This is a genomic window from Herbaspirillum sp. CAH-3, assembly GCF_009668275.1.
GTDB classification, from domain to species: Bacteria; Pseudomonadota; Gammaproteobacteria; order Burkholderiales; family Burkholderiaceae_D; genus Herbaspirillum; species Herbaspirillum aquaticum.
Genome location: NZ_VSWE01000004.1, coordinates 121,517 through 144,129 on the forward strand (window position 1 = coordinate 121,517; position 22,613 = coordinate 144,129).

The window sequence follows — 22,613 nt, forward strand, 5'->3', positions numbered from 1 at the left end:
CTGGTCAGGTCTTGCTGCCGGCATTGCGCTGTGCGCTGTACCGGCAGCCCGGATTACATCAGCCGAAACGATAACCGAAGGCCTTGTGGAAGCGCTCCTCGATCTCCGCCTTGGACGGTGCGTGGTTCTGCGGACCTTGCGAGGCGATCTTGATGGAGCCCATCAGGCTGGCCAGGCGGCCGGTGGTTTCCCAGTCATAGCCTTCGGTCAGGCCATGCAGCATGCCGGCGCGGAAGGCATCGCCGCAGCCGGTCGGGTCGGCGATCTTGTCGGCCTTCACACAGGGGATGGCGTGGTGCTTGCCGCCCACGAAGATGTCGGCACCCAGCTCGCCGCGCGTGACCACCAGGGCCGTGACGCGCTCGGCGATTTGCGCCAGCGACAGACCAGTGCGCGCGGTCAGCAGCTCGGCTTCGTAATCATTGACGGCCACATAGGTGGCCAAGTCGATGAAGTTCTTGAGGTCATTGCCATCGAACATCGGCATGCCCTGGCCCGGATCGAAGATCAGCGGGATATTCAATTCAGCCGCCTGCTGCGCGTGCTGCAGCATGCCGTCACGGCCATCGGGGGCGACGATGGCGAACTTGACCGCGCCGGCGTCAGCGACCTTGTTCTCGTGCGACCAGGTCATGGCACCGGGGTGGAAGGCGGTGATCTGGTTGCTGTCGGCATCGGTGGTGATGAAGCACTGCGCGGTGAACGAGGACTCGATCTGGCGCACGCATCTGGTCGAGATGTCCAGTGCTGCAAAACGCTCCATGTAGGGTGCGCTGTCCAGGCCGACGGTGGCCATCACGATGGGTTCGCCGCCCAGCAGCTTGAGGTTGTAGGCGATGTTGCCCGCGCAGCCGCCGAACTCGCGGCGCATGGTGGGCACCAGGAAGGAGACATTGACCTTGTGCAGCTGGTCGGCCAGCAGGGCTTCAGCGAAGCGGCCCTCGTATTGCATGATGTTGTCGTAAGCGAGGGAACCGCAGATCAGGGAGCTCATGGCGTGGTCGTGACAAATGAGTGGACGATGCCGCATTGTAGAAGAAAAGCGGTGTGCAGTCCGAACCTGGTGCAAGTCGTTTCGTGGTCAGGCCGGGAAGTGATGATCGGTGACGATCAGTCGTGATGAGTCCGTCTCACGGATAGAAGAGATAGATGCGATACCCCGAGACCAGCGCATCCTTGAGCTCGAAGTTGAGCTTGATCTGCTGCTCGCTCTCGGGTGCGATACCGCGGTCGACCTGGGCCGGGTCGGCCAGGTAGTCGCGCGGGCGGAAGACGCGGCGTACCACCGCCTTCTCGTCGTCGTTGTTGAGCGTGAGCTCGATATGCGGCCAGGCCTGGGCGCTGGCAGCGCGATTGCGCATCACCAGCGAGAGCGCATAGACGTTCTGGTTGGGCGGCACCACCTGCAGCTCGTTGGATTCCAGCGAGAGGCGTTCGATGTCGGTGGGCAGGCCCACGGTGCAATGCAAGGCCACACACATGCCGTTGAGCATGGGTCGCAGCTGCGGTGCGGAGGCCGCCAGCGGATTGCGCCAGTAATACAGCGATTGCAGCAGCAGCACCGGCACCATCACACCGGCCAGCACCATCATCACCATCTTCATGACCTGGCTGATGCGCGCGCGGCGCTCGGCGCGCTTGACGAAGCCGGGCTCGTCGGCGGGATCGTCGTCGTCCTGCGCCTCTTGCGTGCCGGCCTCCTGGTCATCGGCGCCGATACTGTCCTTGTCCCCGGCCACATCATGCAATACCGGCTCGTCGTCCATGCGGAAGACGGCAGCCACCTCCGGCGGCGCGGCGATCTCGTCGGACTCGGCCGACGAGCGGCGCAGCAGCGCGCCGCTGTCGGGGGCATCCTCTTCCGGTGTCATCGGAGGGCGGGCCTCTTCTTCCGGACTTGTCTTGTCCACAGGCGCAGCCGCTTTGAAGTTCGCGCCGAGGTCGGGGAGATAACCCGGACTGGCCGGCGAGCGGAACACCTTGGGCTCGGCAATGACCGGGATGGCAGCAGGCAAGGGGGCGGATGGCGCTGCAGGGGCAGGCGCGGCGACCGCAGTCGGCTGCGGCGCAGGAATGTTCACCTCAGGGACGGGCGCTTGCGCAGGGGGAACGAAAGCAGGCCGTTGCGTGGCCAGCGGTGCGCCAGCTTGTTCATAGGGGCTATTTGCGGGGGCGGTCGGGACGGATGAAGGCGAAGATGCCGGCGCAAACGCCGGTGTGGCCATCCCGGCCTGGGCCTTGCTGCCCGCTGCCGGCTGGTAGTGGCCGTCGGCCACGCTGGGCTCGACCAGGAATTCGTTACCGTTGAAGACCTGGCGGCAATTGCCGCAGCGGACCAGTCCGCCGCGCAGTTTGAGCTGGTCGCTGGCGACCCTGAAGATGGTCAGGCAGTGCGGACACTGGGTCGCCAACGCCATGGATTACTCCGGCAGGCGGCCTGCCAGGGCCACCCAGCCTTCATGTTCTGCCCAGACGGTCAGGGCGATCCAGGGCGCGTAGGCGTTGATGACTTCCTGGGCCTGGCGATCCAGCACGCCCGAGAGCACCAGCGCGCCGCCGGCGCGCACGCGGCCAGCCAGCATGGGCGCCATCAGTTGCAGGGGGCCGGCCAGGATGTTGGCCACCACCACGTCGAATCGTTCACCTTCCGGGTGGGCGGCGGCGAAGGGTTCCGGCAGGTAATAGGTGGCGCTGCAGTGGTTGCGTTCAGTATTATGCTGGGCCGACTCCAGTGCCTGCGGATCGATGTCCACCCCGATCACCTGCGGCACGCCGATCTTGGCGGCCACCAGGGCCAGGATGCCCGAGCCGCAGCCGTAGTCCAGCAGGGTTTGGGCCTGGGTGGCATTGGTTTCCAGCCACTCCATGCACAGCCGGGTAGTCGGATGGCTGCCGGTGCCGAAGGCCAGGCCCGGATCCAGTTCCAGCACCAGGGCGTCCGGATCGGACGGTGCCTCGTGCCAGCTGGGCACGACCCAGATACGCTGGCCAATGTGGATGGGCTCGAACTGGGATTGCGTCAGGCGCACCCAGTCCTGCTCTTCCACATTGCGCGTGGCAAAGGGCAGGGCATAGTCCAGGCCGATGGCCTTGGCGGCATCCATGACGATGGTCGCGTGATCGGCATCCTTGCCGGCCAGCGCCACCACACGGCTGCGGTCCCAGGCGGCTTCTTCCGGCTCCATGCCGGGTTCGCCGAAGAGCGGACGCTCGGCGTCCGTCCCTTCATCGGCATCTTCCACCGACACCGAAAGGGCGCCAGAGTCCATCAGGGCGTCGGACAATGCCTCCGCCTGTTCGCGCGCCACTTCGATGACGATTTCTACCCAAGCCATGCTTGCCTGCCTTTGCTGTCGTTACTGTTAGTACTGTTGCTGCTGCTTTTGCTGCTGAACTGCGATTTACTTCTTGAGGGACTTGTCCGCTTCCGGCGCTGTCGGGCGTTCCGACAACTTATGTTCCAGATAATGGATATTGGTTCCGCCTTCGAAGAAACGCGCATCCACCATCAGCTCGCGGTGCAGCGGGATATTGGTCGAAATGCCTTCCACCACCATCTCCGACAGGGCGATCTGCATGCGGCGGATGGCCTGTTCGCGGGTCGCACCATAGGAAATCACCTTGCCAACCATGGAATCATAGTTGGGCGGCACGAAATAACCCGAGTAGGCGTGCGAATCGACGCGGATGCCAGGACCGCCCGGTACGTGCCACGCCGTGATGCGGCCCGGCGAGGGGATGAACTTGAACGGATCTTCGGCGTTGATGCGGCACTCGATGGCGTGACCCTTCAGTTCGATGTCGCGCTGGCGGTAACGCAGCTTTTCGCCAGCGGCGATGCGGATCTGTTCCTGCACGATGTCCACACCGGTAATCATTTCAGTGACCGGGTGTTCCACCTGCACGCGGGTGTTCATCTCGATGAAGTAGAACTCTTCATTTTCGTACAGGAACTCGAAGGTACCGGCGCCACGATAGTTCATCTTGCGGCAGGCTTCGGCGCAGCGTTCGCCGATCTTCTCGATGATCTTGCGCGGGATGCCCGGTGCTGGCGCTTCCTCGATCACCTTCTGGTGGCGGCGCTGCATGGAGCAGTCGCGCTCGCCCAGCCAGATGGCTTGCTTGTGCTCGTCGGCCAGGACCTGGATTTCCACGTGACGCGGATTTTCCAGATACTTCTCCATATAGACTTCCGGATTGCCGAAGGCAGCACCCGCTTCGGTCTTGGTCATGGTCACGGCATTGATCAGCGCGGCTTCGGTATGCACCACGCGCATGCCACGTCCACCGCCGCCGCCAGCGGCCTTGATGATGACCGGATAGCCGATCTTGCGGGCGATCTGGACGATTTCCTTGGGGTTGTCCGGCAACGCCCCTTCCGAACCTGGCACGCAAGGCACGCCGGCACGGATCATGGCCTGCTTGGCCGAGACCTTGTCGCCCATCATGCGGATGTTTTCCGCGCGCGGGCCGATGAAGACGAAGCCGGACTGTTCCACGCGCTCGGCGAAATCGGCGTTTTCCGAGAGGAAGCCGTAGCCGGGGTGGATCGCCTGGGCGTCCGTCACTTCAGCGGCGCTGATGATGGCCGGCATGTTCAGGTAGGACAGGGCCGACGGGGCCGGGCCGATGCAGACCGACTCATCGGCCAGCTTCACGTACTTGGCCTCGCGGTCGGCCTCGGAGTGCACGACCACGGTCTTGATACCCAGTTCGCGGCAGGCGCGCTGGATACGCAGGGCAATTTCGCCACGGTTGGCGATGAGGATTTTTTCAAACATAACAGGAATGAGGCGTCGCCAGGTTCAAGCGTTATAGGTTCCGGAGCCAGGCCGCGGCAGCCGGCATGCGCCGCGCGGCGGCCGTTGCTGCCAGGCCAGGGACTGCTGCGGCGGGAATCAGCCCAGCACGAACAGCGGTTGGCCGAACTCGACGGCCTGGCCGTTTTCCACCAGGATCTGCTTGACCACGCCACCCTTGTCGGCGTCGATTTCGTTGAGCAGCTTCATGGCTTCGATGATGCACAGGGTATCGCCTTCCTTGACTTCCTTGCCCACTTCGACGAAGGCCGGTGCGCCCGGTGCCGAGGAGCGGTAGAAGGTACCGACCATGGGCGACTTGACGATGTAGCCTTCCGGCACGGCCGGCGCCGCCGGTGCGGCAGCGGGAGCCGCAGCTGCCGGGGCGGGCGCGGCCACGGGGGCGGCGGCGGGAGCGTAGGCTTGCTGTTGCGGCACCATCACGACCTGGTTCTGGGCATTCGGGGACGACTTGACGATGCGGACCTTGCTTTCGCCTTCGGTGACTTCCAGCTCTTCGATGGCCGATTCAGCAACCAGGTCGATCAGCGTCTTGAGTTTTCGTAAATCCATTTGAATCCCTCGGAATGTAGATGAGTAGTGTTAAACGAAACGCCGGCGCTCTGTCGCGCCCGGCGGGTTCAGTCTGGGTCTTGCAGTACGTGAAGCGATCCGTTCGAAGCGGCGTGTCCGCCCTCAGGATTGACGCAGCCAGAAATCAACGGCCATGCGATAGCCATCGACCCCGAAGCCGCACAGGACTGCCCGGGCGATGCCGGACAGGTAGGAAAAATGCCGGAACTCCTCGCGCTGGTGCACATTGGAGATATGCAATTCCACGAAGGGAATCGCCACCCCGGCCAGCGCATCGCGCAATGCCACGCTGGTGTGGGTCAGCCCACCCGGATTGATGATGATGCCATCGACCCCCTCCAGGCGCGCCTGGTGGATGCGGTCGATCAGGGCGCCTTCGTGGTTGCTCTGGAAGGTCGCCAGGGTCGCGCCGGCGGCGCGGGCCTGTTCTTGTGCACGCTGTTCGATATCGGCCAGCGTGGTGGATCCGTAGACTTCCGGCTCCCGGGTTCCGAGCAGATTGAGGTTCGGTCCATTGAGCAGGAGAAGCTGTTTTGCCATGGAGATTGAGCTCCGTTTGACGACGATGCGCGCATTTTGCCGTCAAATGCCATCATTTGGCAAGAAAAACTTTCTTTTCACGGATTTGCGTTTGCGGGCCGCCGAGGTGGCCCTGCAAGAGACTCTGCGATTCAGAGCTGAGACAGGTCTGCGCGCAGTTCATCGAACTTGATGCGGCCCAGGTAGACCTTCTTGACGTTGCCGTCCTTGCCCACCAGAGCGGTGAACGGAAGACCGCCCGCCTGATTGCCGAATTGCCGCAGCAAATCGGTGGCGCCGGTTCCGGCAACGAAGAGAGGATAGCGGATTTGGTACTTTTGCGCAAACTTGGCGATATTTTCCTGACTATCGACGCCAATTCCGAGGATTTGCACCGGCGCGATCTCCTGCTGCAAGGCCGTCAGTTCCGGCATTTCTTCCACGCAGGGGCCGCACCAGGTGGCCCAGAAGTTCACGACCAGGGGCTTGCCCTTGTATTGCGCCAGCGATTGGGTCTGGCCGCTGGCATCCGGCATCGATTGCGACAGCAGCTTGTTGAGCGCCTGGGTCTCGGGCGAGGCGGGCGGGTTGGCGCGATGGCTGGCATAAACGCCAACGCCCACGCAAACGACCGCAACCACGGCCAACAGGATCACATTTTTCAGCTTCGTCATGAATCAGTCCTCGGAGGGTGCATCAATGAGCGCGGCCAGCGCAGCCGCATCACCGCGCTCGGGGCGTTTGCCCGGGGCCGCGCGCAGGCTGCCGCGCAGGTCGTCTTCGTCATACAGGGCCAGATGGGCCAGTTCGGGGTCGGCACCCCGCTGGGGCAGCAGGAAACTCAGGGTTTCCACGGCCTGGCCAGTGCGGAAGTGGCTGGTTTCCCCGACCTCGAAGTTCACATTCTTGTTCAGCAGGAAAATCTCCACATCCTTGGCGCTGGGGGAGAAGAGCTGCAAGTGGATGTCAGAATGTTCACCGGCAGTGCCATTCCAGACTGCGCCGGTAATATAAGGATTGAACTGCTGCAGGTCCTGCATCAGCTGCAGGGCCACCTGGCGCAGGTGCAACAGGCGCGCCGGCTGGGTGTCAGCGAAGAAGAGTTCGTTGTAGATGCGGACTTCTTCTTCGATCTGCTCGTTATCCGGCATGATCTCGCCGCGCACCTTCTGGTTGCCCAGGATCTGTTTGGCGGCCTTGCGCTTGGCGCTGCCGTAGTCGGCGCCATCCTCGGCGATCATGCGGGCGGCGGCTGCGGCGATTTCGGCGCGCAGCTGCTCGGTGGGGGAGGTGAATTCAAATTCAGACATGGGCGACATGATACTCGTTAGCGGATGCACCCGCCGCCTCAGGTAAAATCGCGGGATTACACCCCAAGATTCGCTATGCATATACACATCCTCGGCATCTGCGGCACCTTCATGGGCGGCCTGGCCGTGCTGGCCAAAGAGGCTGGCCATACCGTGACCGGCTGCGACGCCAACGTCTATCCCCCGATGAGCACCCAGCTGGAAGCCCAGGGCATCACCCTGACCCAGGGTTTCGAGCCGTCCCAGGTGGAGATCAAGCCGGACCTGTTCGTCATCGGCAACGTGGTCTCGCGCGGCAACCCGCTGATGGAAGAGATCCTCAACCGCGGCCTGCCCTATGTGTCCGGGCCGCAATGGATGGGCGAAAACATCCTGCAGGACAAGTGGGTCCTGTCGGTGGCGGGCACGCATGGCAAGACCACCACCTCGGCCATGCTGGCCTGGGTGCTGGAACACGCGGGCTACCAGCCGGGCTTCCTGATCGGCGGGGTGCCGATGAACTTCGGCATCTCGGCGCGCCTGGGCAGTGATGGCCAGGGTGGGCCGTCGCCCTTCTTCGTCATCGAAGCCGACGAGTACGACACCGCCTTCTTCGACAAGCGCAGCAAGTTCGTGCACTACCGCAGCCGGACTGCCGTGCTGAACAACCTTGAATACGATCACGCCGACATCTTCCCCGATCTGGCCGCCATCGAGACGCAATTCCACCATCTGGTGCGCACCGTGCCGGGGATCGGCCGGGTCATCGTCAATGGCCGCGAAGCGGCATTGCAGCGCGTGCTGGCACGTGGCTGCTGGAGCGAACGTGAAGATTTTGGCGTGGTCGCCGGCCAGCCCGGCTGGTCGCTGCAGACCCACGACGATGGCCGTTTCGAGGTCTTCTTCGAAGGCCAGTCGCAAGGCACGGTGGATTGGTCGCTGACCGGTGAACATAACCGCATGAACGCCATCGCCGCCATCGCCGCTGCCCGTCACGTGGGCGTGCCGGCGGCCCAGGCCATCGAGGCACTGGGCGCTTTCCAGAGCGTGAAGCGGCGCATGGAGCTGCGCGGCAGCGCCAACGGCGTGGCCGTGTATGACGATTTCGCCCATCACCCGACCGCCATTGCCACCACGGTGGCAGGGCTGCGCAAGAAGGTCGGCGCCGCCCGTATCCTGGCCGTGCTGGAGCCGCGTTCCAACACCATGAAGCTGGGCACGATGAAAGAAGCCCTGCCTGGCAGCTTGACTGAAGCTGACCTGGTCTTCGGTTTCGGCGCCCGGTCCGGGCGTGATGCGCTGGGCTGGGACCTGGCCGAAGCGCTGGCCCCGCTGGGCCAGAAGGCCGCCGCCTTCCACGACCTCGATGCGCTGGTGCAGGCCGTCAAGGCCGCCGCGCAGCCCGGCGACCATGTGCTGGTGATGAGCAATGGCGGCTTCGGCGGCGTGCACCAGAAGCTGCTGGACGCACTGGCATGATCCTGTACCTGCACGGCTTTCGTTCTTCGCCGCAGTCCTTCAAGGCGCGCGTGATGGGACAGCGCATGGCCGAGCTCGGCCTGCAGGACCAGTACGCCTGTCCGCAACTGCCGGCCTCGCCCGCCGGGGCCATCGCCCTGGCCGGTGCGCTGGTGGCGGGGGTGGACCCGGCCGCGCTGACCGTGGTCGGCTCGTCGCTGGGCGGCTATTACGCCACCTGGCTGGCCGAACACACCGGCTGCCGGGCGGTGCTGGTCAATCCGGCGGTCAAGCCGCCGCGTGACCTGGAATCCTATGTCGGCGTGACCACGCAATATCACTCCGACGAACCCTTTGAATTCAAGCGCGAGTACATCGCCGAGCTGCTGGCCCTGGCCGTGCCGGCCATCACGCGCCCCGAGCGCTATTTCCTGCTGGCGGCCACCGGCGACGAGGTGCTGGACTGGCGCGAGATGGTGGCCCATTACCCCGGCGCGCGCCAGACCGTCATCGAGGGCAGCGACCATGGCATGGCCGAGTTTGCCGACCATCTGGACGAGGTGCTGGCCTTCTGCGGCGTGGACCTGCCCGGCAAGGCGGTGCGCTGATGCCGCAGGCCGTGCGCAAGGCGCGCTGGATGGCGCATCCGCAGGCATTGGCGGCGCTCTTGGCTACCGATGGCGACCTGATGCGGCGTACCCGGGCCTGGCTGGCCGACCCCGGTTCCATGACCCTGAAACTGAAGAAACGCACCGACAGCTTCAGCGTGCGCCTGCTGCGCCAGCGCCCGGGCCGCATCCTGGCCGATGAGCATGAAGCCTTGCGCATATCGCCCCGTAGCCGGGTGGTGGAGCGCGATGTCATCCTGCTGGGCGACGGGCAGCCGGTGGTGTTCGGGCATACGGTGCTGTCGACCGGCTCGGTCAAGTCCGACTGGCCTTTTTTCAGCAAGCTCGGTATCACGCCCCTGGGCGCCAACTTGTTCTTTGATCCGCTGGTCGGGCGCAGTCCCATCCAGTATGCTCGGCTGTCCGCCGGCCACCCGCTGATGCGCCGCATCGCGCAGGCCTTGCCCGAGTCCGAATTGCCGACCAGTTTGCTGGCGCGCCGCTCCCTGTTTACCCGGCGCGGCGGCGTGCTGATGGTCACCGATGTTTTCCTGCCGGCACTGGAGGCGCTGATGCGTCCGCTGCCGGCCCACGTACCGATTGAAAAGCGATAGAAGCAGATGAATTTATTGTTCGAAGAATCCGGCGACTTCAAGGCCGGCTCCATCATGACCCAGCAGGGCGAGTCCTACCAGGTCGAGATGGCCTCCGGCAAGCGCGCCAAGGTCAAGTCGCGCGATGCGCTGCTGCAATTCGCTGCCCCTGCGCCGCAGGAGCTGATGCAACAGGCGCAGGCCATCGCTGACGACGTCGACCTGGATTTCCTCTGGGAAGTGGCCGGCGAAGAAGAGTTCGGTTTCACCGACCTGGCCGCCGAGTATTTCGGCCACGCCCCGCTGCCGCCGGAAGCGGCCGGCCTGCTGTTGTGCCTGCATCGCGCACCGATCTATTTCTACAAGAAGGGCCGCGGCCGCTACAAGGCGGCCCCGCAGGCTTCGCTGCAGGCGGCACTGGCCGGGCTGGAAAAGAAGAAGCAGCAATTGGCCGCTCAAGCCGTGTACGTGGAAGAACTCAAGGCGCACAAGCTGCCCGAAGCCTTCCGCCCCATCGCCCTGCAACTGCTCTTCAAGCCGGACAAGAACGGCATCGAATTCAAGGCCCTGGACGCCGCCGCCAAGGAAATGCAGACCACCCCGCAGCGCCTGATGCTGGCCGCCGGTGGCGTGGCCTCGCCCAAGGACCTGCATTACGCGCGTTTCCTCTCCGAATTCTTCCCGCGCGGCACCGGTTTCCCGGCCATCGATATCCCGCCGGCCACCACCGACCTGCCGCTGGCCGATGTACAGGCCTTCTCCATCGATGACGTGACCACCACCGAGATCGATGATGCCCTGTCCGTCACCCGCCTGCCGGACGGCAAGCTGCGCGTGGGTATCCACATCGCCGCCCCGGGCCTGGCCATCAAGCGCGGCGATGCGATCGATGCGATTGCGCGTGCGCGCATGTCCACCGTCTACATGCCGGGCGAGAAGATCACCATGCTGCCCGACGACCTGGTGGCCACCTATACGCTCGATGCCGGTGCTGCCCGTCCTGCGCTGTCGCTGTATGCGACCCTGGATGCGGCCAGCTGGGAAGTGCTGGCCACCGAGACCCGTGCCGAGCTGGTGCCCATTGCCGCCAACCTGCGCCACAACGACCTCGACGAGCTGGTCACCGAGGAAGCCCTGGCCGAGAATCGCGGCGAGTATCCGCACAAGGAAGAGATCGCGCTCCTGTGGCAGTGGGTGCAACTGCTCGAACAGGGCCGCATGGCCAAGCGCGAGAGCTTCGGCCTGCGCCCGGAGCAGAACAACCGTGTCGACTTCAACTTCTACGTCGAGAACGATGTGGTGAGCATCGTGCGCCGCCGCCGTGGCGCACCGCTGGACAAGATCGTGGCCGAGCTGATGATCTTCGCCAACAGCACCTGGGGCAAGCTCATGGCCGATCACGGCGTGCCGGGCATCTACCGCGCGCAGGGTGGCGGGGCCGGTGGCTGGGCCGCCAAGATGCAGGTGCGCATGGTCACCCACGCCGCGCCCCACCAGGGCCTGGGCGTGGATCAATATGCCTGGAGCACCTCGCCGCTGCGCCGCTATACCGACCTGGTCAACCAGTGGCAGATCCTGGCCTGCATCGAGCACGGCGTGACCGCGCCGCTGGTGGCGCCCTTCAAGCCGCGCGATGCCGATCTCTTCGCTATCGTTTCCGGCTTCGATGCGGCCTACTCCGGCTATGCCGATTTCCAGTCCACCATGGAACGTTACTGGTGCCTGCGCTGGCTGGAGCAGGAAAACGCCCGTACCGTGGAAGCCGTGGTGCTCAAGGATGAAATCCTGCGCCTGGTCGAAATCCCGCTGGTGCTGCGCATGCCGGGCCTGCCGCAACTGGCGCGTGGCCTGCAGGTCAAGCTGGACCTGCTGCGCTGGGATGAGGTCGACCTGACCGTGGAAGCGCGCCTGCTCGAAGTGCCCGCCGCCGCTGCCCAGGCGCTGGCCAGCGACCTTGGTGAAGATGATGACGAGTTGCTCGAAGGCATGGCCTCCATGGGCAGCGAAGAGCAGGGCGAGGAAGCGGCCGCTGAACAGGATGCTGCGCAAGATTCTGCACAGGATGCTGCGCAGGAAGATGCGCAGGAAGATACACATGATCCAGCGGCCGACGCGGGCGAAAACCCGTCCGCGCAAGCGGCCCAATGAGCCGGTGCTGGCGTAGAATTGGCGCTGTGTCTATCGTCGTTGCTTCCCGTTTGCTGTGAACCTGTTTGCCCAACATCGTCTGCTGAGCGTTGCGCTCGGAATCTCGCTGCTGGTGCATGGCCTCTTGCTGGTCGTGCACTTCGCTGCGCCCGATGCCTTCCGTTTCAAGCCGTCCGATCCCGAGCTGGAAGTCATCCTGGTCAACGCCAAGCATGACAAGAAACCAGTCAACGCCCAGGCGCTGGCGCAGGCCAATCTGGATGGCGGCGGCAATGCCGACGACGGCCGTGCCCGATCGCCGCTGCCGGATATGCAGCGGGTGGAGAGCGGTGACAGCGTCAAGGCCGCCCAGCGCAAGGTGGCCGAGCTGGAGCAGCAGCAGCGCAAGATGCTGGCGCAGCTGCAGGAGGCACGCCAGCACGTGGCCAGCAGCGAGCTGCAGAAGCCGACCGAGACGCCGCAGCCCAACGCGCGCGACCTGACCGAAACCGCCAAGGCCATGGCGCGCATGGAAGCCGAACTGGCCAAGGACATCGAGCAATACAACAAGCGCCCGAAGAAGACCCAGATCACGCCGAGTACCCGCGAAGTGGGGTATGCGCAGTACTTCAAGGCACTGCAGGACAAGGTGGAAAAAGTCGGCACGCTGAACTTCCCGACCCGCGACGGCAAGAAGCTCTACGGTGAACTGCTGGTGGTGATCCCGGTGTTCCAAGATGGCAGTCTCTATGAGCGCGATGGCGGCGTGGTGGTGCGCACAAGCTCCGGCAATGCCGCGCTGGACCAGGCGGCGGTGGCCATCGTGCGGCGTGCGGCGCCGTTTGGCCGTTTTCCCGAGAACATGCGCACCAGCGGCAAGGATGACGTGTGGGAAGTCATCGTGACCTTCCGTTTTACCCGCGACCAGGGCGTGCAGGCACAGCTGGGCGCCAGCTGACATCAGCGCCGGCGGCCCGGCTACAGACAAGAACAGAGAACGAGGGAGCAGCTAGAACACCATGGATGAATACGTCGTCATCGGCAACCCGATTGCCCACAGCAAGTCGCCCGAGATCCATGCGCAGTTCGCTGCCCAGACCGGCCAGTCGCTGCACTATGATCGCCTGCTGGCGCCGCTGCACGGCTTCAAGGCCGCGGTGCAGGTCTTCCAGCGGCGCGGCGGGCGCGGCGCCAACGTGACCGTCCCCTTCAAGCTGGAAGCGCATTCCCTGTCCGATCAGCTGACCGAGCGTGCGCGCCTGGCGGGGGCGGTCAATACGCTCAAGTTCGAAGGCGGCCGCATCCTTGGCGACAACACCGATGGTGCCGGCCTGGTCACCGACATCGTGACCAATGCCGGCCAGGCGCTGGCGGGACGCCGCATCCTGCTGCTGGGCGCGGGTGGCGCCTCGCGCGGCGCACTGCTGCCGCTGCTGCAACAGCAGCCAGCCGAGCTGGTGATCGTCAACCGCACGCAGTCGCGGGCGCAAGAGCTGGCGCAGCAGTTCGCCGAATACGGTCCGGTGCGCAGCGCCGCCTATGCCGAGCTGGAGGGCGTGTTCGATGTCATCATCAATGCCACCTCGGCCAGCCTCTCGGACGACCTGCCGCCACTGCCAGTCTCGGTCTACGGCAGCGAAACCCTGGCCTACGACATGATGTATGGCCGCCAGCCCACCGTCTTCATGCAGAGCGCCCAGCAGCATGGCGCCAGCGTGCGCGACGGGCTGGGCATGCTGGTCGAGCAGGCGGCCGAAGCCTTCCTGCTCTGGCGCGGCGTGCGGCCGGCCACCGCCGACGTGTTTGCCAGCCTGCGCCAGCAGTTGTCGCAGTAAAGGCAGGGCATAGTCCGTCACACCTGTAGAGGACTGCAGGACAGCATGTCTGTATCTCTGCATCTCTGCATCTCTGCAGGTCTGCATGTTGAGTTGATCGCGCATCGCTAGAACCCTGGAACAGAACCACCACCGGCACATGAAATCGCTACGCAAGCTGCTCTTCTGGATCATCGTCCTGCCCGTCATGCTGGTACTGCTGCTGCAGCTGTACTTCTTCGTGCAGATCTGGTGGTGGAAGGACCACAACCCCGAGTCCACCAGCTTCATGCGCCAGCAGTTGTCCATCCTGCGCGAGAAGGACCCGAATGCCCAGCTGCAATTCCGTTGGGTGCCCTACGCACGCATCTCCAACAATCTCAAGCGCGCCATCATCGCCTCGGAAGATTCCAATTTCTCCGAGCATGCCGGCGTCGATTGGGAGGCCTTGCAGAAGGCCTACGAAAAGAACGAGAAGAAGGGCAAGGTGGTCGCCGGCGGTTCCACCATCACCCAGCAGCTGGCCAAGAACCTGTTCCTCTCGGGCGAGCGCAGCTACCTGCGCAAGGGCCAGGAATTCATCATCACCTACATGCTGGAATTCCTGCTGGACAAGCAGCGCATCTTCGAGCTCTACCTCAACGTGGTGGAGTGGGGCAATGGCGTCTTCGGCGCCGAGGCTGCGGCCCAGCATTACTACCGCACCACGGCCGCCAATCTTGGCGCGGAGCAGGCGGCCCGGCTGGCGGTGATGTTGCCGCGTCCGCGCTATTACGACCGCAATCGCGGTTCCGGCTACCTGGCCTCCCGTACCAGCCTGATCCTGCGCCGCATGAACGCGGCCACGCTGCCGCCGGCGCACAAGTAATCGCCCGCTGCTGCCGCAGCCACATGACCGCCGTATGACAGCGCGCGCCATTGGCCACAGCCGTACGGCATGCGGCGCATTGGCGCTTGCCTGGCACGGGGCTTGAACGTACACTTGCGCACGTTTCGCGCCTGTCGCCACGGGCTGCCGCATTTCACCCGGGACTCTTCCCCCGCGTTCCACCGAGCGAGAACCCATGATCAATGTATTCGTGTTGCAAAACGGACGGCTGAGCCAGGTCAACATCGACAGCCGCACCGACCTCGAACAGGCCGCGCCGGTCTGGGTGGACCTGACCGAACCCAATGACGAAGAGCGCGCCTGGGTCAAGAGCATCTACGGCGTGACCCTGCCTGACGAGGATGAATTCAGCGACATCGAAGCGTCGGCCCGTTATTTCGAAGCCGAGAACGGTGACCTGCACCTGCGCACCGATTTCCTCTTCGAAGGCGATGACGATTCTTCCTCCACCATGACGGTGGCCTTCATCCTGGCGCGCAACATCCTCTTCTCGGTCCATGCGGAAGACCTGCCGGTGTTCCGCCTGGTGCGCATGCGCGCACGCTCGCGGCCGGGTTCCATCGGCGACTACCGTGACGTGCTGCTCGACCTCTACGAGACCGATGCCGAATATTCCGCCGACGCGCTCGAAGGCATCTACCAGAAGCTCGAAGCGGTGAGCACCAGCGTGCTCAAGAAAAGCCTGTCCGACCAGGCCGCCGCCGAAGTGCTCAACACCATCGCCCACGAGGAAGACCTGAACGGCCGCATCCGCCGCAACATGATGGACACGCGCCGCGCGGTCAGTTTCCTGATGCGCGGCCGTCTGCTCAGTTCGGAGCAGTTCGAGGATGCGCGCCAGATCCTGCGCGACATCGAATCGCTGGATGGCCACACCGCCTTCCTCTTCGACAAGATCAACTTCCTGATGGATGCCACCGTCGGCTTCATCAACATCAACCAGAACAAGATCATCAAGATCTTCTCGGTGGCCTCGGTGGCCTTCCTGCCGCCCACGTTGATCGCCAGCATCTACGGCATGAACTTCAAGGTCATGCCGGAACTGGATTGGGTGGTCGGTTATCCGCTGGCCATCCTGATGATGGTCGGTTCGGCCATTGCACCCTTCTGGTATTTCCGTCGGCGCGGCTGGCTCAACTGAGACTGTCTGCTGACGGCGACGTCCTCATTTCTCCGACACCGATTCCCGGGCTTCTCCGATGCCGCGCACCAGGGTTGCGCGGCACACTGCAATCATCATCCATGGCAGATGCGCGCACAGCTGCGCATCCGTGTCGCATTCGTGTCTTATGCAGAGGAGAACTCCATGTCCATCCGTCATCACTACATCTCGCTGGCCGTGGTCAGCGCCAGCTTCGCCGGTCTGCTGATCGGCTGTGCCAGCCCGCAGCAGGCGCCCTATGGCGCGGCGCCCACTTCGCAGAACTATGAGCGCGTGGCCGCCTATTCCGGGACCGGCGTGGTGGAAGCCATCGAAGTGACCCACAAGGAAAGCAACGGCGTGGCCGGTGCGGTGGTGGGCGGCGTGGCCGGTGGCCTGCTGGGTAACGCCGTGGGCGGTGGCACGGGCCGCGTGCTGGCGACCGTTGCCGGTGCCGCAGGCGGTGCTTATGCGGGTAACCAGGTCCAGCGCAACAGCGCTGCGGGCCATCAGGTCTACAACATCCGCGTGCGCATGAGCGATGGGTCCTTGCAGACCTTCGCACAGGAAGACAATACCGATTTCCGCGTGGGCGACCGCGTCCGGCTGGATAACGGTCGTATCAGTCGTTACTAATCTGGTCACGGTTGTTACCAGTTCCCTTATCAGCTTTACCAAGCTCTTTTTCGATACGGCACCGTTCGCTATCGACATGACATGAAAAAAGCCGTCCGGCTCAATACCGGACGGCTTTTTCTTTGCTGGTGCGGGCCGGGCCTTATGCAGGGTAGAGCGCGCCCAGCACGCGCAGGCCACGTGCCCCCGTGACTGCAGGCAGGTTGCCCGGCAGGCGCAGGTCAAAGCGCCGCGCCAGCCATGCAAAGGCCAGCGCCTCCACATGCTGCGGGGCCACGCCGAGCACGGCCGTCGACTGCACGCTGGCACGACCTTGCAGTTGCTGCTGCAACAGTCGCATCAGGAAGGCATTCTCGGCCCCACCTCCACAGACGTAGACCTGGCGGGCCGTCGGTGCGTGCGCCACGATGGCGTCGGCAATCGTGCTGGCCGTGAGCATGGCCAGCGTGGCCTGGATGTCTTCCGGTGCAAGTGCGGAGCCGGTGCGCAGCAGGGCCGCTTGCAGCCAGTCGAGGTGGAACAGGTCGCGCCCCGAACTCTTGGGCGGCGGCGCGCGGAAGAAGGGCTCGTCACGCAATTGCGCCAGCAGCCCTGCGTGCACCTGTCCCGATGCACCCCAGTCGCCGTTGGCGTCATAGGCGCGTTGCTGGTGCAGGTGGATCCAGCCATCCATGAGTGCATTGCCGGGGCCGGTATCGAAGCCGTAAGCGCCGTCTTCCCCTGCCGGCAGGATGCTGATGTTGGCGATGCCGCCGATGTTGACCACCACCCGCGACTGCGCCGCATCCCCGAAGATGGCGCGATGGAAGGCCGGCACCAGCGGTGCGCCCTGGCCGCCCGCAGCCACGTCGCGGCTGCGGAAGTCGGCGACCACGTCGATGTTGCACAGTTCGGCCAGCAGCGCCGGGTTGTTGGTCTGGCGGGTGAAGCCGAGTTCGGGGCGATGGCGGATGGTCTGCCCATGCACGCCTACCAGGCGCACGTCCGCGGCCGTCTTGCCGGCCTGCAGCAGCAGTTGCGCCACGCAGTCGGCGTAATGCACGGCCAGCGCATTGGCGGCCAGGGCTTCGCGTTCGATCTCGTTGGGGCCAGCGGCCTGCAGGGCCATCAGGTCCGCGCGCAGGTGGGCGGGGAAGGGCACGTAAGCCGCCGCCAGCGTGGCGGAGATCGCCTGGCCGTCGAAGGCGGCCAGGACACCGTCGACGCCGTCGAGGCTGGTACCCGACATCAGGCCGATGGTCAAATGGGAGGAATCGTTCATGGCAGGCAAGTCGGAAAAAGAAAAGGGCGGCCGCTGATTCTACAGCGCCGCCCTGGTCGGGGAGTCGGGACACCCGTCCCTTACTTGGCTGCCGCCAGCTTCACATCGGGCGCACCCGGCACGCGCAGCATGGCCATGCGATGCTGCATGTCCGCGGCCACGGTACGGAAGCGCTGCAACTGCGGGCCGGTCAGGGCCTGGTTGTTGGGCACCTCCACCGACAGCGGGTTGCGCGGCTGGTTGTTGACGCGGAACTCGTAATGCAGGTGCGGCCCGGTGGCCCAGCCGGTCATGCCGACGAAGCCGATCACGTCGTTCTGGCTGACCTTCATGCCCTTCTTGATGTTGGGCGCGAAGCGGCTCATGTGGCCGTAGGCGGTGGAGTAGCCGCTCCAGTGCTTGATGACGACGATGTTGCCGTAGCCATTCTGCTGGCCCACGAAATCAACCACGCCATCGGCTGCTGCATGGATGGGCGTGCCGGTCGGTGCGGCGAAGTCCACGCCGGTGTGCTGCTTCCACTGGCCCAGGATCGGGTGCAGGCGCATCGAGAAACCGGAAGAGATACGGGTGAAGGCCAGGGGCGACTTCAGGAAAGCCTTCTTGAGCGACTTGCCATCGAAGGCGTAATAACCGCCACCGCCGGTCTTGCTGGCCGGATCGCTGAACCACACGGCCTGGTAGCGGTTGCCGGCATTGTCGAATTCACCGGCCAGCACGCGCCCGGTGCGTACCAGGTCGCCGTTCTGGTAGTAGGTCTCGTAGACCACATTGAAACGGTCGCCGCGGCGCAGGTCGGAGGCGAAGTTGATGTTGGTGGCAAACATGTCCACCAGCTGCATGGCCACCGCATCGGGGATCTGCGCCGTGTCGGTGGCGGCAAAGAGCGAGGAGAAGATGGTGCCGGCGCGCATTTCCACGCGGCGCTCCAGCACGGCCGGCTGGGCTTCGGCGCTGAGCTTGCCGTCATGGCGCGCGATCACCAGGTTCTTGGGGGTATCGCTGCCATCGTCCAGGGTGGCGGAGAGCTTGATGAGCTCGCCGTTGTCGTCGGTCTGGGCGACCACACGCTTGCCGGCGCGCAGCTGCATCACCGCGCGCGCCAGGGTATCGGACTTGATGAAGGCGGTGGCCTCGTCATCATCCACGCCCAGGCGGTTGAGCAGGGTGGCCAGGGTGTCGCCGCTGCGGACCTTCTCTTCGTTGACGTAATACTGCGAACGCTCTTCCAGTGCACTGACCTGCTGTTGCAGGTCGGGCAGGGCCAGTTCCTTGGAAATCGGATTCACCGGGGCATCGCGCAGGTCCGGCTCGGCCGGCGCGAAACCGGCCGCACCGATGGTGAAGGCGGCCAGGAACAGGGCGCTGGCGCCGATGATGCGGGTCTTGGGCGAGGAAGCGGCGACTTTGTGGTGGCAGGACTGCAACGCGGAGAAGCACAGGGACGAGACGTGCTTGAGTTTATCTTGTGGGAACATGCAAACCGAATACGTTAAAATCTGACGTTTCCGTGGCGGATGGCGGGTGATGGCTGCAATGCGGCGTTTCCTGTCCCCCCGCCGTGTTGCGCCCGCGTAACATCGCTTACGGGTCGAGAACGTTTTCCTGCTGCTGAGCTTCTGGGGCCGCGTCCTGGCGCTGGGCAGAAAAAACGAAAGTCGGAATTATAGCAACACGATTTAGCGGTCCTGTCCTACAAAAGCCAATTTTTTAGTTATATCGATGAACGCCGACCAGTCCACCTCCGCCGCCGCTGCGCCTGCCCCTGCAGCCCCCTCCCGCCTGCCCCTCACCGACAAGGTGCAGGAGGCGCTGGCCATCACCAAGCGCGGCATCGATGAGCTGCTCATCGAAAGCGAATTCGCGCAAAAGCTGGCGCGCGCCGAGCAAAGCGGCCAGCCGCTGCGCATCAAGCTGGGCCTGGACCCGACCGCGCCTGACCTGCACCTGGGCCACACCGTGGTCTTGAACAAGATGCGCCAGCTGCAGAACCTGGGCCACCAGGTGATCTTCCTGATCGGCGACTTCACCTCCATGATCGGCGACCCGTCCGGCCGCAATGCCACCCGTCCGCCGCTGTCGCGCGAGCAGATCGAGATCAACGCCAAGACCTATTTCGCCCAGGCCAGCCTGGTGCTGGATCCGAGCAAGACCGAGATCCGCTACAACTCCGAATGGTGCGACGCCCTGGGCAGCCGCGGCATGATCCAGCTGGCCTCGCGCTACACGGTGGCACGCATGATGGAGCGCGATGACTTCACCAAGCGCTTCAAGGAAGGCACGCCGATTTCGGTGCATGAATTCCTCTACCCGTTGATGCAAGGTTATGACTCGGTGGCCCTGAAGTCGGACCTGGAACTGGGCGGCACCGACCAGAAATTCAATCTGCTGGTGGGCCGCGAACTGCAGAAGGACTTCGGCCAGGAGCCCCAGTGCATCCTGACCATGCCGCTGCTGGAAGGCCTGGACGGCGTGGAAAAGATGTCCAAGTCCAAGGGCAACTACATCGGCATCACCGAGCCGGCCAACACCATGTTCGCCAAGGTGATGAGCATTTCCGACGTGATGATGTGGCGCTACTACGACCTGCTGTCGTTCCGTTCGATGGCCGAGATCGCCGGCTACAAGGCCGAGGTCGACGCCGGCAAGAACCCGCGTGACATCAAGGTGGCGCTGGCCCAGGAAATCGTCGCCCGCTTCCACTCGCAGCAGGCCGCCGAAGATGCGCTGGCCGACTTCGTGAACCGCTCCAAGGGCGGCATCCCGGACGATATCCCGGAGGTTTCGCTGTCGGGCGCGCCGCTGGGCATCGGCCAGTTGTTGAAGCAGGCCAACCTGTGCGCCTCCACCTCGGAAGCGCTGCGCATGGTGGAGCAGGGCGGTGTGCGCATCGACGGCACCGTCATCAGCGACAAGGGCCTGAAGGTCGAGGCCGGCCAGTGCGTGGTGCAAGTGGGCAAGCGCAAGTTCGCCCGCGTCACCCTGGCGTAAGCTGGAGCGCGCATGATCGCTCTCTTGCAGCGGGTCAGCCAGGCCTCGGTGGTGGTGGATGGACAGACGCTGGGCAGCATCGGCACCGGGCTCATGGTGCTGGTCTGCGCCGAGCGCAACGACACCCCGGCCGAAGCCGATGCCCTCCTGAAGAAGCTGCTGGCCTATCGCGTCTTCAGCGACGAGGCCGGCAAGATGAACCGCAGCGTTGCCGACGTGCAAGGCGGCCTGCTGCTGATCCCGCAATTCACGCTGGCGGCCGATACCAATTCAGGCACGCGCCCCTCCTTCACGCCTGCTGCGGCACCGGAACTGGGACGGCAACTGTTCGACCACTTCGTGGCGCAGGCGCGTGCGCGCCATGGCGAGCAACGCGTGGGAACAGGGCGCTTCGGGGCCGATATGAAGGTGTCGCTCACCAACGACGGTCCGGTGACCTTCTGGCTGCAGGTCAAGCCCAAGGCCCCGGCTGCCGATATGAACGCTACCGGATAATAGCCAGCCCGGCATTGAAGCCCGGCGGCGCGTCCCCAAATGAATTCGTAATGCGTGTTGCATGTGGCCTTACTTTTAGGAGGTGATATGAAATTCTGGAGCGATTCTTTCAAGGACGGTGCCAACATCCCCGGCGAATTCGCCTTTGCGGTGATGGATCCCAAGACCCACGTGGCCCTCTCTGCCAATCGCAATCCGCACTTCGGCTGGAGCGACCTGCCGGCCGGCACCAAGTCGCTGGCGCTGGTGGTGCATGATCCCGACGTGCCCTCGCGCGGCGACGATGTGAACCAGGAAGGCAAGACCGTGCCGCTGGAGCTGCCGCGTGTGGATTTCTATCACTGGACGCTGGTCGACATTCCGGCGGGCGTGAGCGAAATCAAGGCCGGCCAGTTCAGCAACGGCGTGACCGCACGCGGCAAGCCGGGCCCGGCCGTGCTGGGCGAGGTCATGCCGGGCGCGCGCCAGGGCATCAATGACTACACCGGCTGGTTCGCCGGCGACGGCGACATGCGCGGCGACTACTTCGGCTACGACGGCCCCTGCCCGCCGTGGAATGATGCGCTGGTGCACCGCTACATCTTCACCCTCTACGCACTGGACGTGCAGCAGCTGCCGGTGTCCGGCAACCTGGAAGGCTCGGTGGTGGTCACTGCGCTGCGCGACCATGTGCTGGATCAGGCTGCCATCACGGGCCTTTACACCCTCAACCCCAACGCGGTACCGCGTAGCTGACCTGACCTGACTTGACTGCATGACCGACATCCTGCTGATCCGCCACGGCGAAACCGACTGGAACGTAGACAAGCGCCTGCAAGGGCATATCGACATCGGCCTGAACGAGGCCGGCCAGCGCCAGGTCCTGGCGCTAGGCGAGGCGCTGGCGGGGGAGGGCATCGATGCCGTCTTCGCAAGCGACCTGCAGCGCGCACGTGATACGGCCCAGGCCGTGGCCGGTGCGGCGGGAGTGACGGTGCAGATCGATGCGGGTTTGCGCGAGCGCTGCTATGGCGGCTTCGAGGGCTTGCGCCATACCGAGATCGAGGCGCGCTATCCGGAGGCGTATCGCCAGTGGAAGGCGCGCGAGCCGGACTTCCGCTATCCCGCCGGCGAGCGCATCGCCGAAACCATGCGCGAATTCTATGAGCGTTCGGTGGCAGCCGTGCAGCGCGTGCTGGCCTCGGGCCGCTATCGCAAGGTGGCCATCGTCACCCATGGCGGCGTGCTGGAGTGCGTGCACCACTGGGCCAGCCAGACTTCCTTTGCCCAGCCACGCACGTTTGACATCTTCAATGCCAGCGTCAATCGCCTGCACTGGGATGGCGAACGTGCCCACATCCGCTCCTGGGGCGAGATCGGGCATCTCCAGCGGGAGACGCTGGATGAGGTGGATCGCTGA

Annotated in this window: 23 protein-coding genes; 13 read left to right on the forward strand and 10 right to left on the reverse strand. The window is 64.4% G+C overall.

Annotated elements, in window-relative coordinates; genetic code table 11:
* Positions 1-58: 58 nt before the first annotated feature.
* The 8 genes from FYB76_RS06595 to FYB76_RS06630 all read right to left on the reverse strand — a co-directional run bounded on the left by FYB76_RS06595 (position 59) and on the right by FYB76_RS06630 (position 7,231).
* Positions 59-994, reverse strand: a complete 936-nt coding sequence (locus FYB76_RS06595; RefSeq protein WP_154133079.1) for a carbohydrate kinase family protein — start codon at positions 992-994, stop codon at positions 59-61.
* A 136-nt stretch (positions 995-1,130) separates the two neighbouring features.
* Complete coding sequence (locus FYB76_RS06600) at positions 1,131-2,417, reverse strand: DUF3426 domain-containing protein (RefSeq protein WP_154133080.1); 1,287 nt, start codon at positions 2,415-2,417, stop codon at positions 1,131-1,133.
* A 3-nt stretch (positions 2,418-2,420) separates the two neighbouring features.
* On the reverse strand, positions 2,421-3,335 hold the full coding sequence (gene prmA, locus FYB76_RS06605; protein WP_154133081.1) for a 50S ribosomal protein L11 methyltransferase: 915 nt from the start codon (positions 3,333-3,335) through the stop codon (positions 2,421-2,423).
* A gap of 66 nt (positions 3,336-3,401) precedes the next feature.
* Positions 3,402-4,781 (reverse strand): acetyl-CoA carboxylase biotin carboxylase subunit, encoded by a 1,380-nt coding sequence (accC, locus tag FYB76_RS06610; protein WP_088756247.1) that lies wholly within the window; start codon positions 4,779-4,781, stop codon positions 3,402-3,404.
* Positions 4,782-4,898: 117 nt separating this feature from the next.
* The gene (gene accB, locus FYB76_RS06615) at positions 4,899-5,372 is read right to left on the reverse strand and encodes an acetyl-CoA carboxylase biotin carboxyl carrier protein (protein WP_088756246.1); all 474 of its coding nucleotides are present in this window, start codon (positions 5,370-5,372) and stop codon (positions 4,899-4,901) included.
* Between the two features lie 123 nt (positions 5,373-5,495).
* Positions 5,496-5,933, reverse strand: coding sequence for a type II 3-dehydroquinate dehydratase (aroQ, locus tag FYB76_RS06620; protein WP_088756245.1), 438 nt, complete (start codon positions 5,931-5,933; stop codon positions 5,496-5,498).
* A gap of 131 nt (positions 5,934-6,064) precedes the next feature.
* The gene (locus FYB76_RS06625) at positions 6,065-6,586 is read right to left on the reverse strand and encodes a TlpA disulfide reductase family protein (RefSeq protein WP_039789225.1); all 522 of its coding nucleotides are present in this window, start codon (positions 6,584-6,586) and stop codon (positions 6,065-6,067) included.
* Between the two features lie 3 nt (positions 6,587-6,589).
* The gene (locus FYB76_RS06630; RefSeq protein WP_154133082.1) at positions 6,590-7,231 is read right to left on the reverse strand and encodes a hypothetical protein; all 642 of its coding nucleotides are present in this window, start codon (positions 7,229-7,231) and stop codon (positions 6,590-6,592) included.
* 66 nt (positions 7,232-7,297) lie between these two features.
* On the opposite strand from FYB76_RS06630, the gene mpl reads away from it, so the two are divergent.
* The 9 genes from mpl to FYB76_RS06675 all read left to right on the forward strand — a co-directional run bounded on the left by mpl (position 7,298) and on the right by FYB76_RS06675 (position 16,467).
* Positions 7,298-8,680, forward strand: a complete 1,383-nt coding sequence (gene mpl / locus FYB76_RS06635) for a UDP-N-acetylmuramate:L-alanyl-gamma-D-glutamyl-meso-diaminopimelate ligase (RefSeq protein ID WP_154133083.1) — start codon at positions 7,298-7,300, stop codon at positions 8,678-8,680.
* The gene (locus FYB76_RS06640; protein WP_088756241.1) at positions 8,677-9,267 is read left to right on the forward strand and encodes a YqiA/YcfP family alpha/beta fold hydrolase; all 591 of its coding nucleotides are present in this window, start codon (positions 8,677-8,679) and stop codon (positions 9,265-9,267) included. Before mpl ends, FYB76_RS06640 begins: the two co-directional genes overlap by 4 nt.
* Entirely contained in the window at positions 9,267-9,881 is a 615-nt protein-coding gene (locus FYB76_RS06645; protein WP_154133084.1) for a chorismate lyase, read from the forward strand. The genes FYB76_RS06640 and FYB76_RS06645 overlap by 1 nt, the downstream gene beginning before the upstream one ends.
* A 6-nt stretch (positions 9,882-9,887) precedes the next feature.
* Positions 9,888-12,008, forward strand: a complete 2,121-nt coding sequence (locus FYB76_RS06650; RefSeq protein WP_154133085.1) for an RNB domain-containing ribonuclease — start codon at positions 9,888-9,890, stop codon at positions 12,006-12,008.
* A 55-nt stretch (positions 12,009-12,063) separates the two neighbouring features.
* Complete coding sequence (locus FYB76_RS06655) at positions 12,064-12,945, forward strand: TonB family protein (RefSeq protein WP_370516315.1); 882 nt, start codon at positions 12,064-12,066, stop codon at positions 12,943-12,945.
* A gap of 61 nt (positions 12,946-13,006) precedes the next feature.
* Positions 13,007-13,822 (forward strand): shikimate dehydrogenase, encoded by an 816-nt coding sequence (gene aroE / locus FYB76_RS06660; protein WP_154133086.1) that lies wholly within the window; start codon positions 13,007-13,009, stop codon positions 13,820-13,822.
* 139 nt (positions 13,823-13,961) lie between these two features.
* Positions 13,962-14,669, forward strand: coding sequence for a monofunctional biosynthetic peptidoglycan transglycosylase (gene mtgA, locus FYB76_RS06665; RefSeq protein ID WP_154133087.1), 708 nt, complete (start codon positions 13,962-13,964; stop codon positions 14,667-14,669).
* 196 nt (positions 14,670-14,865) lie between these two features.
* A complete protein-coding gene (gene corA, locus FYB76_RS06670) occupies positions 14,866-15,831 on the forward strand; it encodes a magnesium/cobalt transporter CorA (protein ID WP_039789235.1) in 966 nt (321 codons plus the stop codon).
* Positions 15,832-15,996: 165 nt separating this feature from the next.
* The gene (locus tag FYB76_RS06675; RefSeq protein WP_088756280.1) at positions 15,997-16,467 is read left to right on the forward strand and encodes a glycine zipper 2TM domain-containing protein; all 471 of its coding nucleotides are present in this window, start codon (positions 15,997-15,999) and stop codon (positions 16,465-16,467) included.
* Between the two features lie 142 nt (positions 16,468-16,609).
* Here FYB76_RS06675 and FYB76_RS06680 read toward each other — a convergent pair whose 3' ends face one another.
* Entirely contained in the window at positions 16,610-17,728 is a 1,119-nt protein-coding gene (locus tag FYB76_RS06680; protein WP_154133088.1) for an anhydro-N-acetylmuramic acid kinase, read from the reverse strand.
* Between the two features lie 80 nt (positions 17,729-17,808).
* A complete protein-coding gene (locus FYB76_RS06685; protein ID WP_145606117.1) occupies positions 17,809-19,206 on the reverse strand; it encodes a M23 family metallopeptidase in 1,398 nt (465 codons plus the stop codon).
* A gap of 244 nt (positions 19,207-19,450) precedes the next feature.
* Between FYB76_RS06685 and tyrS the strand changes: the two genes are divergently transcribed.
* The 4 genes from tyrS (at position 19,451) to FYB76_RS06705 (ending at position 22,613) form a co-directional block, all read left to right on the forward strand.
* The gene (gene tyrS / locus FYB76_RS06690; RefSeq protein WP_154133089.1) at positions 19,451-20,719 is read left to right on the forward strand and encodes a tyrosine--tRNA ligase; all 1,269 of its coding nucleotides are present in this window, start codon (positions 19,451-19,453) and stop codon (positions 20,717-20,719) included.
* A gap of 12 nt (positions 20,720-20,731) precedes the next feature.
* The gene (gene dtd, locus FYB76_RS06695; protein ID WP_154133090.1) at positions 20,732-21,214 is read left to right on the forward strand and encodes a D-aminoacyl-tRNA deacylase; all 483 of its coding nucleotides are present in this window, start codon (positions 20,732-20,734) and stop codon (positions 21,212-21,214) included.
* A gap of 87 nt (positions 21,215-21,301) precedes the next feature.
* On the forward strand, positions 21,302-21,949 hold the full coding sequence (locus tag FYB76_RS06700) for a YbhB/YbcL family Raf kinase inhibitor-like protein (protein ID WP_154133091.1): 648 nt from the start codon (positions 21,302-21,304) through the stop codon (positions 21,947-21,949).
* Between the two features lie 19 nt (positions 21,950-21,968).
* Positions 21,969-22,613 carry a histidine phosphatase family protein gene (locus FYB76_RS06705; RefSeq protein ID WP_154133092.1) on the forward strand — a complete coding sequence of 215 codons (645 nt, stop codon included), beginning with the start codon at positions 21,969-21,971 and terminating at the stop codon, positions 22,611-22,613.

Excerpts from the sequence above, each read along its gene's own strand:
- FYB76_RS06595 (WP_154133079.1), bottom strand. The coding sequence starts at position 994 with ATGAGCTCCCTGATCTGCGGTTCCCTCGCTTACGACAACATCATGCAA.
- FYB76_RS06600 (WP_154133080.1), bottom strand. The coding sequence starts at position 2,417 with ATGGCGTTGGCGACCCAGTGTCCGCACTGCCTGACCATCTTCAGGGTC.
- prmA (WP_154133081.1), bottom strand. The coding sequence starts at position 3,335 with ATGGCTTGGGTAGAAATCGTCATCGAAGTGGCGCGCGAACAGGCGGAG.
- accC (WP_088756247.1), bottom strand. The coding sequence starts at position 4,781 with ATGTTTGAAAAAATCCTCATCGCCAACCGTGGCGAAATTGCCCTGCGT.
- accB (WP_088756246.1), bottom strand. The coding sequence starts at position 5,372 with ATGGATTTACGAAAACTCAAGACGCTGATCGACCTGGTTGCTGAATCG.
- aroQ (WP_088756245.1), bottom strand. The coding sequence starts at position 5,933 with ATGGCAAAACAGCTTCTCCTGCTCAATGGACCGAACCTCAATCTGCTC.
- FYB76_RS06625 (WP_039789225.1), bottom strand. The coding sequence starts at position 6,586 with ATGACGAAGCTGAAAAATGTGATCCTGTTGGCCGTGGTTGCGGTCGTT.
- FYB76_RS06630 (WP_154133082.1), bottom strand. The coding sequence starts at position 7,231 with ATGTCGCCCATGTCTGAATTTGAATTCACCTCCCCCACCGAGCAGCTG.
- mpl (WP_154133083.1), top strand. The coding sequence starts at position 7,298 with ATGCATATACACATCCTCGGCATCTGCGGCACCTTCATGGGCGGCCTG.
- FYB76_RS06640 (WP_088756241.1), top strand. The coding sequence starts at position 8,677 with ATGATCCTGTACCTGCACGGCTTTCGTTCTTCGCCGCAGTCCTTCAAG.
- FYB76_RS06645 (WP_154133084.1), top strand. The coding sequence starts at position 9,267 with ATGCCGCAGGCCGTGCGCAAGGCGCGCTGGATGGCGCATCCGCAGGCA.
- FYB76_RS06650 (WP_154133085.1), top strand. The coding sequence starts at position 9,888 with ATGAATTTATTGTTCGAAGAATCCGGCGACTTCAAGGCCGGCTCCATC.
- aroE (WP_154133086.1), top strand. The coding sequence starts at position 13,007 with ATGGATGAATACGTCGTCATCGGCAACCCGATTGCCCACAGCAAGTCG.
- mtgA (WP_154133087.1), top strand. The coding sequence starts at position 13,962 with ATGAAATCGCTACGCAAGCTGCTCTTCTGGATCATCGTCCTGCCCGTC.
- corA (WP_039789235.1), top strand. The coding sequence starts at position 14,866 with ATGATCAATGTATTCGTGTTGCAAAACGGACGGCTGAGCCAGGTCAAC.
- FYB76_RS06675 (WP_088756280.1), top strand. The coding sequence starts at position 15,997 with ATGTCCATCCGTCATCACTACATCTCGCTGGCCGTGGTCAGCGCCAGC.
- FYB76_RS06680 (WP_154133088.1), bottom strand. The coding sequence starts at position 17,728 with ATGAACGATTCCTCCCATTTGACCATCGGCCTGATGTCGGGTACCAGC.
- FYB76_RS06685 (WP_145606117.1), bottom strand. The coding sequence starts at position 19,206 with ATGTTCCCACAAGATAAACTCAAGCACGTCTCGTCCCTGTGCTTCTCC.
- tyrS (WP_154133089.1), top strand. The coding sequence starts at position 19,451 with ATGAACGCCGACCAGTCCACCTCCGCCGCCGCTGCGCCTGCCCCTGCA.
- dtd (WP_154133090.1), top strand. The coding sequence starts at position 20,732 with ATGATCGCTCTCTTGCAGCGGGTCAGCCAGGCCTCGGTGGTGGTGGAT.
- FYB76_RS06700 (WP_154133091.1), top strand. The coding sequence starts at position 21,302 with ATGAAATTCTGGAGCGATTCTTTCAAGGACGGTGCCAACATCCCCGGC.
- FYB76_RS06705 (WP_154133092.1), top strand. The coding sequence starts at position 21,969 with ATGACCGACATCCTGCTGATCCGCCACGGCGAAACCGACTGGAACGTA.